An 11,925-nucleotide genomic window follows, 5' to 3' on the forward strand; every position below is an offset into this window, starting at 1 on the left:
GCCGCCGTTCTCTCTGCACAATTCATAAATCAATACATTCTCGCCATTAAACTTATAACCTAATAGGTACGTTTGCCGGTATGGCCAAAGGCCTAGACGTCGGCACGATGAATATCCTGTCGGCACAGCAGGACGGAAACGACACGGTGTTCGTACAGCAACGCAACTCCTTCGTGGAGATCGGCTACTCGGATATGGCCGAGCAGATGCTCGCCAGAAGCGAGGTGTTGCACATCCGCAAGGACGACAAGGTGTACGTCGTCGGCGACGACGCCCTGAACTTCGCGAACATCTTCAACAAGGAGACCCGCCGCCCGATGAAACACGGGATCCTCTCGAACGACGAGCAGAGCGCGATCCCGATGATGAAACTCATCATCCAGCAGGTCGTCGGCGAACCCGACCGCCCCGGCGAGAAGGTGTACTTCTCGACGCCCGCGGATCCGATCGATTCGGAGCTCTCGACGCTGTACCACCAGAAGACGATCGAGTCGTTCCTCGACGATATGGGGTACGACGCCGAACCCATCAACGAGGGGATGTCCGTCATCTACAGCGAGCTCGCGGACAACAACTTCACCGGACTGGGAATCAGCTTCGGCGCGGGGATGACGAACGTCTGTCTCGCCTACTACGCGGTACCGGTGATGAAGTTCTCGGTCGCCCGCGGGGGCGACTGGGTCGACGAGCAGGCCGCCCGCGCGACGGGGACGCCGGTCGACAAGGTCACCTCGATCAAGGAGGACGACTTCGAACTCGACTTCACGACCGACGTCGGTGGCGTGGAGGGCGCGCTGTCGATCTACTACGAGAACCTGCTCGACTACGTCATCGAGAACATCGTCAGCGAGGTCGACGAGGAGGACATCGAGGAGGGACTCGACATCCCGGTCGTCGTTACGGGCGGAACTTCGAGCCCGCTCGGGTTCGAGAAGCTGTTCCGCGACCATCTCCGCGAGGCGAGCATCCCGTTCTCGATCAGCGGCGTCTCCCACGCCAGCGAACCGCTGTACAGCGTCGCTCGAGGGGGACTCGTCGCCGCCCGATCCGACGAGGACGTCGATCACGAGGAGTCCGAACCCGAACCCGAACCGGAGCCGGAAGCGGAACCGGCGCCCCCGAGCGAGTGAGGCCCTGCGGGCTGTCTCCGCACTGAACGTTTTCTCGAGCCGGCCCGTTCGTGCTCCGGGTCGGGTTCGACACGCCGTTTTTGCCGCCCGAGTAGCTCCGCTGTCGTCTCAGTGGCCGTTCGAAGCGTGCGGTCCCAGAAGAAGGTATTACTACTGTGCATCAGAAATGTTTTTGTATGCAGGCCATGTATGCACTCGCAATGAGCACGACGTCCGGCCCCGAACTCGAGTCGCCGATCGACCGCTGTCGACCTGCAGACGTCACGCCCGTCGCGATCGAGGCGACCGCACTGGAATCGACCGCGCCGGAGTACCTCCGGGATCTCAAGCGCGACCTGCACGGCGAGGGGCTCTCGCCGACCGAACTCACCCTCGAAGCCCGTTTCGACAAGGACTGCTCGCTCGCCACCCAGGACGAAGCTGACCGCATCCGGAGCTACGTCCGCGCGGGGGCGTTCCTCGGCGTCGACGCCGTGACGGTGTCGGCCGACACCGTCGCGAACGCCGAGAAAGTCCGACCCGCGCTCGCGGCCTGCGCCGAGCGTGCGGATCGCGAGGGGATCGCGCTCGAACTCGACGCACCCATTACGCTCGAGCGCTGACGCCGGCGTAATGTCCGGTCCCTCCCGGCGAACGCTCGCCCGACGGCTCGAGTCGCTAGTCGACTTCGCCGAGCCCTCAGCCTCGCTCGAGCAGTACCTGACGCCGCCGGAGATCGCCGCCCACATCTGTCACCTCGCCGGACTCCAGAACGACCTCGAGCGGCGCGTCGTCGACCTCGGTACTGGCACCGGGATGCTCGCGGTCGGAGCCGCGCTCTCGGGGGCCGACCGCGTCGTCGGGATCGACGTCGACGCCGACGCGCTCGCGCTGGCCCGCGAGAACGCCGGGCGTGTCGGTGTCGATGACCGCGTCGACTGGCTCCGTGGCGACGCGACGCGAGTCCCACTTGCTTTCGGGGGGGCGACCGTCGTCTCGAACCCCCCATTCGGCGCCCAGCGGGGCAACCGCCACGCCGATCGGGCCTTCCTCGAGACCGCCCGGGAGATCGGGGCCGTCTCGTACACGATCCACAACGAGGGGAGCCAGTCGTTCGTCGAATCGTTCGTCGCCGACGCCGGCGGTACCGTCACCCACGCGTTTCGCGCCGAGTTCCCGATCGAGAGGCGCTTCGACTTTCACACCGAGAGCGAGCGCACCCTCGAGGCCGAGGTCTTCCGGATCGAGTGGGATTAGTCGTACGTCTCCTCGGCCGCGACCGGAACCTCGGTTCCGTTCGAAACCGCGTAGATCGCCCCGTTCTCGCGTTCGAACGTGAGCCCGTCCGCGATTGTCGATTCGTTCTCATCGGGTACCGGCACGGTCGTACTCTCCTCTTCGTCTGACTCCGCTACCTCGAGCAGGAACTCGCCGTCCTCAGTCGCGACGGTCACACTCCGGCCGTCGATCCGCGCGTCGGCGCTCGACTCGCTCGACTCGTGGGCGAGCTGGCGGTCCTCGCCGCCGCCCTCGATCCAGACCTGGTAAACCGTCTCGTTGCCGACGGGTTCCCAGCCGGTTCGCTCGACCGTCACGCCCTCCCGCCAGCCCGGTCCGCCGACGTACACCGTCTCCTCGCCGCTGAACGCGAGCTGCTGGCTCGACACCGCGTCGAGCCAGACCTGATGGCGGTCGTTCGAGACGATCACCCCGCTCGACTCCATCGAGACGGCCTCCTCGAGCGGACCGACGGCGACGGGCGAGACGAGTTGGTTCTGAGCGCCCTCCTCGTAGGTGACGATGTAGCCCTCGATCTCGACGGCGGCGTCGGCGGTCGTCTCCCCGTCGATCACGAGGAGGTTCGTCGGGACGGCGACCCCCGCCAGCGAGGCGGTAACGAGCAGGACGGCCAGAAACGCCGCCCGCTTGTGGTGTCGGCGTCCGGCGTTCGCTCCCCCGGCGATCGCGGTGACGCGCTCGAGGCGGTCCCCGGTTCGGTCCGCACTCTGCCGGGCGAGCTCGAGCGCGCGGTCGGCCGTCGTTCGGTCGACCGATCCCTCGCTTCGGCGGAGGCGACGCGGGAGCAACGGGGTCGCGGAGCCGGTGACCGCAACCGTGACGATGACCGCGAGGATCGCCACGACGACGATCCCGGGGCCACGCAGCAGAACGAACGTGTTCTCGCCGCCGAACCAGTAGATCGCCCACAGCGACTTGCCGAAGCCGAACAGCAGGACGGCCAGCCAGAGATGGAGGGGGTTCGGGCGTCGGCTCCGTCGCTCGAGCACCAGCACACCGAGGACGATCCCGATGAAAAAGCCGAGGCCGTGGCCCTGGATGGCGATCGTCGCCCACGACGGCGGCTCTGGAGGGGTCGCCTCGGCGACGTGAACGGTGATCGGACTCTGAAGGGCCTGCAACACCGTCAGCAGCGCTCCCTGCAGGCCGACCGTCCCGATCAGGGTTGCGATCGGGTAGTGGACGATCGCGAAGCCGGCGAACGCGAAGACGATCCCCGAGAAGCCGATCACCGGGCCGAGTGCGAAGAGGCTGGTCGCGAGTCCGACGGCGACGACCACGAGGGGGAACACGACCAGCGCGCGCACTCGAGGGTCGGCCAGCCGCGAGTCGCGTTCGTCGGTTTCGGGGTAGTGTCCCCAGGCGTACTCGGCGATCGGCGCGACGACCGCGGCCCCGGCCAGGTTGCCCAACAGGTGGCTCGGGCCGGCGTGAGAGAACGACGCGGTGAGCATCCCCAGCGGGGCGAAGTACGACCAAGCACGGTAGGGGATCGTGACGGGATCGGCGAAGTCGGTGATCCCGTCCTGGACGAACAGGTAGACACAGCAGACACCCGTGAGAACGATGATCGACCCCCAGGGAACGCCCCACACGAGTCGGGCCCGTGCGGCCTCGCCCCAGGGCCGCTCCGGGCGGTAGAGCCGTCTGACGACCGCCACCGAACCCAGCAGCGTCGCCAGCACGACGAGTCCGAAGCCGACCGCGATCGGATCCATACCCAGTGGTTCGACCGAACCCGTATAGGAATTGCTGCCGTGCGGGGGTCGAAAAGGAAAGGTACAAGCGCCCGACGGCCCCACTGGCGGGTATGGAACTGCGGGTCACCGAGAGCAGTGAGAACGAACTCTCGATCGAGATCGCCGGCGAGGACCACACCTTCATGAACGTGCTGAAGGGGACGCTCCTCGAGCGCGAGGACATCGCCGCGGCGACCTACGACGTCAACCCCGAGCAGTCGGGCGGCCAGACCGAGCCGATCCTGACGATCAAGACCGAGGGCGGCGTCGACCCCCTCGAGGCGCTCGAGGCGGGCGCGACCGACGTCCGGGAGAAGACGACGGCGTTTCGCGACGCGTTCGAATCGGCCGCGTAGACCGGTTTTCGACTGCTCTCTTCGGTACTGCTTCCGAACGAGGAGCAACGCCTTCGATCAACAGGCCGCGTAGACGACGTGGACCGTCCCGTCGACGACGTGGATGTCGAGCCCCTCACCAGGCGGCCCGGCCAGGATCGCGTCGCCGTCGTCCGCTCCCGCTAGCGCGGCCGCGACGTCGTCGGCGAGTGCGGCCTCGTCGTCGTAGTCGTCGACCGGGGACTCGAGTGCGAACTGGACGCCGACGAACTCCGCCTCGCAGTCGACCCCGAACTCCCCGGGATCGGCGGGGCTCGGCTCGGCGTCGTCGTACTCGCTCGCGACGAACGCCCGATTCTGGTACTCCGCGAACGCCGCGAGATCGTCGCCGTACGAACTCGAGCCGTCGGTTCGTTCGGCCTCGAGTCGCTCGTGGACCACGAGTTCGGTCTCCTCGAGGTCGATCCCTGCCGTCTCGGTCCCCTCGCCGGGGGCGTCGGGCGGCGATGGCGAGCCGAGTCCCGGCAGCACCGACGGCGAGATGATCCCCGTTGCAAAGAGCAGGACGACGATGCCGATCACGGCGAACACCGGCAGGTAGGGTTTCGCCACGTCGAGCCAGCCGGGGACGTCGAGATCGCGGTCGACGCCGTCGTAGCGCTGCTCGACCTTCTCGAGGTCGTGGCCGTTACAGCGCGAACACGGCGGATTGTTCTTGACGTGGTCCCGACCACAGTTCTGACAGCGCCAGACGTACGTCGTCCCGGTGTCGACGGTATCCGTCCGCGGCTCTGCCTCGTCCTCTCGGACGACCGCCTTCTCGAAGCTGTTGTGTCCGCACTCGCGACACGGGGGGTTGTTCTCGTCGTGTGGTTCCCCACACCAGGTACACCGCCACTTCACTGGTAGAAGGGCACGACCGCGACGAGATAAGCGTACTGGATCGCGAGGTCTTCGCCCGGGACCGCCATCGCATCCGTGTGCTCGCAGCGCGGGAACAGCCTTTCGGCGCTCGCCGCCGTCCTCGGCGTATGCAACCGGAAGAACGGGCGTTCCTCGAGCGCGCCCGCGTCGGACGGCTGGCGACGGTCGACGACGGGGGCCGACCCCACGCCGTCCCGATCTGTTACGCCCTCCCCGACGGATCGCGGCTCGTCTCCGCGGTCGACGAGAAGCCGAAGTCGACCCGAGAGCTCCGTCGCGTTCGAAACGTCAGGTCGAACCCGCGGGTGGCGGTGGTCGTCGACCGGTACGTCGAGGACTGGGCGCGGCTCGCGTGGGTACAGGTCCGCGGTCGGGCACGCGTCCTCGAGTCGGACGCGGCGGACCACGACGCTGCCGTTTCCGCACTCGAGACGAAGTACGACCAGTACGCCGACCACGACCTCTCCGAACGACCCGTCCTCGAGATCGAGATCGGTTCGACGGTCTCGTGGGGGAGTCTCGAAGAGGCGCCGTAGCTACTCGAGCCGGATGGGGACGCCGCGCTCGTTCAGGTACTTCTTCGTGTCCTCGATCGAGTACTCGTCGAAGTGGAAGATCGAGGCCGCCAGCCCCGCGTCGGCGTCGGCCTCGGTGAACACCTCGTACATGTCCTCAGGGCCGCCACAGCCCGAGGAGGCGATGACGGGGGTGTCGACGGTGTCACAGACGGCCTTCGTCAGCGGTACGTCGTAGCCGTTCTTGGTGCCGTCCTTGTCGATCGAGTTGACGAACAGCTCGCCGGCACCCCGCTCTTCGGCCTCGGCGGCCCACTCGAGGACGTCGATCCCGGTCCCCTCGCGACCGCCCTTCTTGGTGCACTCGAACCAGCACGATTCGCCGTCGACCTCGACGTAGTGCTCGCCGTCCTCGTCGAACCGACGGCGGGCGTCGACGCTGATGACGATACACTGGCTGCCGAAGGCGTGGGCGCCCTCGGTGATGAGCTCCGGTCGCTCGAGGGCGCCGGTGGTGATCGAGACCTTGTCGGCTCCCGCTCGCAGCGTCTCCTTGATGTCGTCGGTCGTCCGGATCCCCCCACCGACGGTCAGGGGAATGAACACCTCGTCGGCGACGTCGCGGACGACGTCGAGCATCGTCTCGCGGCCCTCCGCCGACGCCGTGATGTCCAGAAAGACGAACTCGTCGGCGCCGGACTCGTTGTACGCCTTGGCCATCTCGACGGGGTCGCCGGTGTACTCGAGGTCCTCGAAGTGGACGCCGGTGTACACCGCCGGGTTCCCGTCCTCGTCGAGGTCGACGTCGATACACGGGATGACGCGTTTCGTCAGAGTCATTCGTTGTGCGAGGGTTGGCACCCCGGGTAGTAAAGCCGTCTGGATCGGGCAGTCACCGCTCTTCGTCGTCGGCGCGTGTAGGTGTCTTTAAGAAGCCGACTCGAGTAGACGCGAGTATGGCAGACGACAGCGAGACAGATCCGGCGGTCGATCACGACTCGGGAGCCGACGTCGGCCACGACCTCGAGGCCGAGCGAACTACTGCACCGATGGGTGAGTACACCGCACGCGACGTTGGCATCGGCTTCGTCGTCGCACTGGTTGGCCTTCTGGTGACGGTCGGGATTCCCCTGCTCGCGATCTAGAAGACGTACTCGTCGTCGTGGCCCATCATCCCGTCGTCCTCGAGGCCACTGCCCATACCCTCGTCTTCGTCTTCCATCGGACCGCTCGTCTTGTACGCCTTGATTCCCGTCGACAGGAGGTCCTCGATCGCTTCCTCTCGGTTGACGAACTCTCCCCGCTCGACCATCTGTGCGATCTGCATCTCGAGATGTTCGGGGATGGTGATCTCTACTTTCGGCATCTGATTCGGCTTTCGGCGAGGGGGTATTTAGCTCTGGCGGGGAATCTACGCCGACGTGAAAGAAAAGATCTCTCGGGTGCAACTATTGTTTCCGGTCCCGTGACGTCGAGAGGCGGTTCGCGGCGCCCGCTATCGGTTTCGTCGACGAACCGCCCGCAGTGGTGACGGTTACTTGTTACCCATCATCGAGTCGATGGCGCTCTTGAGCGTCGTTCCGGGTCGAGTGATCGCATCCATCTGCTGGCGCATCTTTCGCTGGTTGAAGTAGCTCGCGAACGCGAGGATGGTGGGCGGCCAGAGGCCGACGAAGATCCCTCTCTCTCGGTCGCCGCGCATGAAGAAGTAGTACCACGAGAGGCCCACCGAGGCGACGGCCGCCATGAACGCGGGTCCCATCGCTTGTTTGCCGACTTCCTCGGTTGCACGCCCGGAGACGTCCCGTTCCGTTAGCTGTTGTTTGCCTTCCATACACTGCTTCGGTCGACGAGGCCGTACTAAGGGGTGGCGAGGGTTTCGAGACGTACCATCGGATTACCGAACGATTTCGATCGTTTCGAACGGTTCCGGCGTCCCCGGCGTCCGTCGAATCGATCGTTTCCGTCGCGATAGGAACCACCCCGACCGAACCGTCGCCACCCTCGATACGGACGATCCGGCAACCGCCCGCAACGTCAGACCTACGTGATCGCAACTCAAGGATCGAACATGGACGACGTAACCGACGTCACGGAGCTCTACCTCGAGTTCGGCGACGAACGCCTCCCGCCGGGTCAGCGCGAGACGACGGCGTTTCCGGTGCTCTCGAAGAGCGGGACGCCGGAGTTCGACCCCGAGACGTGGGAGTTCACCGTCACGGGGGCCGTCGAGGAGGAACTCGCCCTCTCCTGGGCGGAGTTCCGCGAGCTGCCGACCGTGACCCAGCGTCAGGACTTTCACTGCGTTACCGGCTGGAGCAAGTTCGACTGCGAGTTCACGGGCGTTCCCTTCACCGAACTCGCCGAACGCGCCGGAGTGCGAGACGATGCCGTCCACGTCATGTTCTCGGCGCTGGACGACTACACGACCGACCTCCCGCTCGAGGACTGCATGCGCGAGGAGGTGTTGTTGACCTGGGCGTACGACGGGGAGGAGCTGCCGGCCGACCACGGCGGCCCGCTCCGTGTCGTCACGCCTCACAAGTACGCCTACAAGGGCGCCAAGTGGGTCGACGGGATCGAGTTCCTCACCGACCCCGAGCCGGGGTACTGGGAGCGACGCGGCTACTCCGAGACGGCCGATCCCTGGAACGAGGAGCGATACAGCTAGACTCGTTTCTGGCGAATAGTTAGGCTGAAGGCGGGCCAGTCCTGACGTTCCGTCGATGGACCGAACGTTGGGCGGGCGACAACCGACTGGCGACTCGAGGCCCGCAGACGGGAGCGACGACACCGGGCTGGCGAGTCGGAGTCGCGAACTCGAGGACGTTTCCTTCGGCGCGATCAGCGAGGCCGACGGCACCTGTCGCGTCCAGTGGGCGACCCCGGAGGGGCTCGAGGTCGTCGGACGCGGCGTCGCGGCTCGGCTTACGGCCCGCGGCCCCGAGCGGTTCGAGACGATCCGCGAGCGGGCCGCCTCGGTCTTCGAAGGGCTGGATCACACCGGCCCGGACGCCGCCCGCCCGCGCGCGTTCGGAGGCTTTTCGTTTCACGACGGCCACGAGTCGGTCGCTCCCTGGACAGGGTTCGAGGCCGCCTCGTTCGTCGTCCCCGAAGTACTGGTGAGTCGGAGCGACGAGGGGACGTGGCTCACCGCGGTTGGCGACGACGCCACAGAAGCGACGCGCCGACTCGAGGAGTGGCACGACGGCCTGCTCGAGCTGCCGGCGATGCGTCCGAGCGGCACGGGTCCCGGCGTCGCCTCGACCCGGCGGACCACGCCCCTCGAAAGCTGGCGAGAACAGGTCGAGCAGGCGCTCGATCGGATCGAGGACGGCGAGCTCACGAAGGTCGTCCTCGCGCAGGCGCTGTCGGTCGACCTCGAGGGACCGATCGACGTCCCCGCGACCGTCGAACGGCTGCGCCGGCAGTATCCGAACTGCTACCGGTTTCTCGTCGGCAACGCGACCGGCGGCACGTTCTTCGGCGCCCCGCCGGAGCGGCTGGTGTCGAAACGCGGTGACCGGGTCGAGACCGAGGCACTGGCCGGTTCGGTACCCCGCGGCGAGACTCCCGAGGAGGACGACGAACACGCCGAGCGGATGCTCGACAACGAGAAGTTCCGGCGCGAGCACGGACTCGTCGTCGAGTCGATCCGCGACCAGCTCGCTCCCCTCGCGAGCAAGCTCACGGTCGACGACCGGACGATCCGCCGCCTGGCGACGATCCAGCACCTGCAGACCCCGATCGAGGCGACCCTCGAGGCCGATCAACACGTCCTCGAGCTCGTCGAGGCGTTGCATCCGACGCCAGCTGTCGGTGGCGTCCCCCCCGAGACGGCTCTCGAGACGATCCGCGAGACCGAATCGTTCGACCGGGGCTGGTACGCCGCGCCGATCGGCTGGTTCGACGCCGACGGCGACGGCGAGTTCGCAGTCGGCCTTCGATCGGGCGTGGCGACCGACGAAACCGTGACGCTGTTCGCGGGCAACGGGATCGTCGCCGACAGCGATCCCGACGAGGAGTGGGAGGAAGTACAGCTGAAGTTCCGCCCCATCCTCGACGAGCTGCGATGAGTGCGCCCAACCGCGCGACGCTGTGGGGTCGGACGCTCGTCGACGAGCTCGCGAAAGGCGGGCTCGAGGCGGTCTGCATTTCACCGGGGAGCCGATCGACGCCCCTGACGGTCGCCTTCGCCGAGAGCGATATCGAGGTCTTCTCGCACTTAGACGAGCGCTCGGGGGCCTACTTCGCACTCGGTCGGGCCCGACGCACGGGGGAGCCGACCGCGCTGGTCTGTACCTCCGGCACTGCGGCCGCGAACTTCCACCCCGCGGTCATCGAGGCCGACCAGGCCAGGGTCCCGCTGCTCGTGCTGACCGCCGACCGCCCCCACGAGCTGCGCGACAGCGGCGCCAACCAGACGATCGACCAGGTCAAGCTGTACGGCGACGCCGTCCGCTGGTACGCCGAACTCCCCGACCCCGAGGCCGACGAGCGGAAGGTCCGGAGTCTGCGGACGACCGCGGCCCGCGCGCTCGCCGAGACGGTCGGGAGCCCCGCGGGCCCGGTCCACCTCAACTGCCCGTTCCGGAAACCCCTCGAGCCGACCGAGACGGAGGAGATCCCCGACTCGTTCGCCGAGACGCTCGCCGGACGGGGGCGGGAGAGCGCGTTTGTCGAGGCCCATACCGGGCGGCCGACCCTCGAGCCCTCGAGCGACGCGGTCGGCGACCTCGCGGACGCGCTCGCGACGGCCGACCGACCACTGATCGTAGCGGGTCCGGCCGACCCCGTCGACCTCGTCGAGCTCGAGCCTGCGACGGTCCTCGCCCTCGCCGACCGCGTCGGCGCCCCGGTGCTCGCCGACCCGCTCTCGGGGCTGCGGTTCGGCGAGGATGTCTCGGACGGTCCGGTCTACGGCGGCTACGACGCCTACGTCGACGCCCTCCCGGAGCCCGATGTCGTCGTCCGGTTCGGCGCCTCGCCGACCTCGAAACCGATTCGACAGGTCCTCGCGGCGGCCGATGCCGACCAGTACCTGCTCGACCCCGCCGGGGAGTGGCGCGAGGCGACGTTTACCGCGACCGATCTACTGGCTGCAACGCCGGAGTCGGTTTTCGAGGGCATTCTCGAGCGCCTCGAGGAGGTCGACGAAGCCGTCGGTTCGGACGACGAGTGGCTCGAGCGTTTCGAGCGGGCCGAACGCGCCCACTGGGAGGTTCTCGAGGGCGGTCTCGAGGCCGACGCGCTCGAGCGCGACCCCTTCGAGGGGGCCGTCCTCGCGACCGTCTTCACCGAGGCGCCCGACCCCGCGACGATAGTCGTCGCCAACAGCATGCCGATTCGGGATGCAGACCGGTTCGCTCGGCCTCGCGCGGCCGATCTCACCGTACTCGGAAACCGCGGCGCCAGCGGGATCGACGGCACCGCGAGCACGGCCCTCGGTGCCGGCAGCGCGACCGACGACCCGCTCGTGCTCGTCACCGGCGACCTCTCGTTCTATCACGACTCGAACGGGCTGCTGGCCGTCGATCGCTGCGGCGTCGACGCGACGATCGTCCTGCTGGACAACGACGGCGGCGGCATCTTCCAGAAGCTGCCGATCGCCGACTTCGAGCCGCCGTTCACCGACCAGTTCGAAACGCCTCACGGCCTCGAGTTCGAGCCCCTCGCGGCGCTGTACGGCCTCGAGTTCGAGCGCGTCGCACCCGCCGACTTCGCAACGGCGTACCGACGGTCGCTCGAGCGGGCTGGAACGCAGGTGCTCGCTCTCGAGTTCGATTCGCAGGCGAACCACCGGCGCCGCGAGGAGCTGGAGACGCGGCTCGAGGCCGCGCTCACGACCGACTGAGTCTCGACGTGTGGTCGAAACGGATCGAGTACACCGTATTCCGGTATACCGACTCCAGTCGATCGGCTCCGAACGCTGACGATCGAATTCAACCGTCGGTTTTGCTTCAGGGCAGGATAGGGCCGGACAACTGTAGCTGCTCGAGCGGTC

Annotated in this window: 14 protein-coding genes; 9 read left to right on the top strand and 5 right to left on the bottom strand. The window is 67.2% G+C overall.

The genetic code is table 11. The features are described from left to right. The first annotated feature begins 80 nt into the window (after positions 1–80). The 3 genes from C491_RS08635 to C491_RS08645 all read left to right on the top strand — a co-directional run bounded on the left by C491_RS08635 (position 81) and on the right by C491_RS08645 (position 2,366). Positions 81–1,130: a disk-shape morphogenesis protein volactin gene (locus C491_RS08635; protein ID WP_005555272.1), complete on the top strand. Its 1,050-nt coding sequence runs from the start codon at positions 81–83 to the stop codon at positions 1,128–1,130. 200 nt (positions 1,131–1,330) lie between these two features. Beyond that, a complete protein-coding gene (locus tag C491_RS08640) occupies positions 1,331–1,732 on the top strand; it encodes a hypothetical protein (RefSeq protein WP_005555273.1) in 402 nt (133 codons plus the stop codon). A 10-nt stretch (positions 1,733–1,742) separates the two neighbouring features. Further along, entirely contained in the window at positions 1,743–2,366 is a 624-nt protein-coding gene (locus C491_RS08645; protein WP_005555274.1) for an METTL5 family protein, read from the top strand. Here the strand turns inward: C491_RS08645 and C491_RS08650 are convergent. Further along, a complete protein-coding gene (locus C491_RS08650) occupies positions 2,363–4,126 on the bottom strand; it encodes a rhomboid family intramembrane serine protease (protein ID WP_005555275.1) in 1,764 nt (587 codons plus the stop codon). The two genes, C491_RS08645 and C491_RS08650, sit on opposite strands and share 4 nt — an antisense overlap. 92 nt (positions 4,127–4,218) lie before the next feature. Here C491_RS08650 and C491_RS08655 point away from each other — a divergent pair, with 92 nt between their 5' ends. Continuing rightward, a complete protein-coding gene (locus C491_RS08655) occupies positions 4,219–4,503 on the top strand; it encodes a DNA-directed RNA polymerase subunit L (RefSeq protein ID WP_005555276.1) in 285 nt (94 codons plus the stop codon). A gap of 57 nt (positions 4,504–4,560) precedes the next feature. Here C491_RS08655 and C491_RS08660 read toward each other — a convergent pair whose 3' ends face one another. Continuing rightward, positions 4,561–5,385, bottom strand: coding sequence for a hypothetical protein (locus C491_RS08660; protein ID WP_005555277.1), 825 nt, complete (start codon positions 5,383–5,385; stop codon positions 4,561–4,563). 128 nt (positions 5,386–5,513) lie between these two features. Between C491_RS08660 and C491_RS08665 the strand changes: the two genes are divergently transcribed. Next, positions 5,514–5,942 (top strand): TIGR03668 family PPOX class F420-dependent oxidoreductase, encoded by a 429-nt coding sequence (locus tag C491_RS08665; RefSeq protein ID WP_005555278.1) that lies wholly within the window; start codon positions 5,514–5,516, stop codon positions 5,940–5,942. Here the strand turns inward: C491_RS08665 and hisF are convergent, their stop codons facing one another. After that, positions 5,943–6,761 (bottom strand): imidazole glycerol phosphate synthase subunit HisF, encoded by an 819-nt coding sequence (gene hisF, locus C491_RS08670; protein ID WP_005555279.1) that lies wholly within the window; start codon positions 6,759–6,761, stop codon positions 5,943–5,945. It abuts the gene before it with no gap. Positions 6,762–6,877: 116 nt separating this feature from the next. On the opposite strand from hisF, the gene C491_RS08675 reads away from it, so the two are divergent. Next, positions 6,878–7,066, top strand: coding sequence for a DUF7550 family protein (locus tag C491_RS08675; protein WP_005555280.1), 189 nt, complete (start codon positions 6,878–6,880; stop codon positions 7,064–7,066). On the opposite strand, the gene C491_RS08680 is transcribed toward C491_RS08675, so the two are convergent. Then, the gene (locus tag C491_RS08680) at positions 7,063–7,287 is read right to left on the bottom strand and encodes a ribbon-helix-helix domain-containing protein (RefSeq protein ID WP_005555281.1); all 225 of its coding nucleotides are present in this window, start codon (positions 7,285–7,287) and stop codon (positions 7,063–7,065) included. The two genes, C491_RS08675 and C491_RS08680, sit on opposite strands and share 4 nt — an antisense overlap. Before the next feature lie 168 nt (positions 7,288–7,455). Further along, positions 7,456–7,755, bottom strand: coding sequence for a hypothetical protein (locus tag C491_RS08685; protein WP_005555282.1), 300 nt, complete (start codon positions 7,753–7,755; stop codon positions 7,456–7,458). 237 nt (positions 7,756–7,992) lie between these two features. Here C491_RS08685 and C491_RS08690 point away from each other — a divergent pair, with 237 nt between their 5' ends. Genes C491_RS08690 through menD form a run of 3 tightly spaced genes read left to right on the top strand, consistent with a single transcriptional unit; the run spans position 7,993 to position 11,775 of the window. Then, positions 7,993–8,592, top strand: coding sequence for a sulfite oxidase-like oxidoreductase (locus tag C491_RS08690; protein WP_005555283.1), 600 nt, complete (start codon positions 7,993–7,995; stop codon positions 8,590–8,592). A gap of 55 nt (positions 8,593–8,647) precedes the next feature. Then, on the top strand, positions 8,648–9,997 hold the full coding sequence (locus C491_RS08695; protein ID WP_005555286.1) for an isochorismate synthase: 1,350 nt from the start codon (positions 8,648–8,650) through the stop codon (positions 9,995–9,997). Then, complete coding sequence (gene menD / locus C491_RS08700) at positions 9,994–11,775, top strand: 2-succinyl-5-enolpyruvyl-6-hydroxy-3-cyclohexene-1-carboxylic-acid synthase (protein WP_005555287.1); 1,782 nt, start codon at positions 9,994–9,996, stop codon at positions 11,773–11,775. Before C491_RS08695 ends, menD begins: the two co-directional genes overlap by 4 nt. The last annotated feature ends 150 nt before the right edge of the window (positions 11,776–11,925 follow it).

The organism is Natronococcus amylolyticus DSM 10524 (assembly GCF_000337675.1).
Taxonomy (GTDB): Archaea; Halobacteriota; Halobacteria; order Halobacteriales; family Natrialbaceae; genus Natronococcus; species Natronococcus amylolyticus.

What these genes read in the sequence shown, in the direction of transcription:
- C491_RS08635 (WP_005555272.1), top strand. Translation starts at nt 81, where the DNA reads ATGGCCAAAGGCCTAGACGTCGGCACGATGAATATCCTGTCGGCACAG.
- C491_RS08640 (WP_005555273.1), top strand. Translation starts at nt 1,331, where the DNA reads ATGAGCACGACGTCCGGCCCCGAACTCGAGTCGCCGATCGACCGCTGT.
- C491_RS08645 (WP_005555274.1), top strand. Translation starts at nt 1,743, where the DNA reads ATGTCCGGTCCCTCCCGGCGAACGCTCGCCCGACGGCTCGAGTCGCTA.
- C491_RS08650 (WP_005555275.1), bottom strand. Translation starts at nt 4,126, where the DNA reads ATGGATCCGATCGCGGTCGGCTTCGGACTCGTCGTGCTGGCGACGCTG.
- C491_RS08655 (WP_005555276.1), top strand. Translation starts at nt 4,219, where the DNA reads ATGGAACTGCGGGTCACCGAGAGCAGTGAGAACGAACTCTCGATCGAG.
- C491_RS08665 (WP_005555278.1), top strand. Translation starts at nt 5,514, where the DNA reads ATGCAACCGGAAGAACGGGCGTTCCTCGAGCGCGCCCGCGTCGGACGG.
- hisF (WP_005555279.1), bottom strand. Translation starts at nt 6,761, where the DNA reads ATGACTCTGACGAAACGCGTCATCCCGTGTATCGACGTCGACCTCGAC.
- C491_RS08675 (WP_005555280.1), top strand. Translation starts at nt 6,878, where the DNA reads ATGGCAGACGACAGCGAGACAGATCCGGCGGTCGATCACGACTCGGGA.
- C491_RS08680 (WP_005555281.1), bottom strand. Translation starts at nt 7,287, where the DNA reads ATGCCGAAAGTAGAGATCACCATCCCCGAACATCTCGAGATGCAGATC.
- C491_RS08685 (WP_005555282.1), bottom strand. Translation starts at nt 7,755, where the DNA reads ATGGAAGGCAAACAACAGCTAACGGAACGGGACGTCTCCGGGCGTGCA.
- C491_RS08690 (WP_005555283.1), top strand. Translation starts at nt 7,993, where the DNA reads ATGGACGACGTAACCGACGTCACGGAGCTCTACCTCGAGTTCGGCGAC.
- C491_RS08695 (WP_005555286.1), top strand. Translation starts at nt 8,648, where the DNA reads ATGGACCGAACGTTGGGCGGGCGACAACCGACTGGCGACTCGAGGCCC.
- menD (WP_005555287.1), top strand. Translation starts at nt 9,994, where the DNA reads ATGAGTGCGCCCAACCGCGCGACGCTGTGGGGTCGGACGCTCGTCGAC.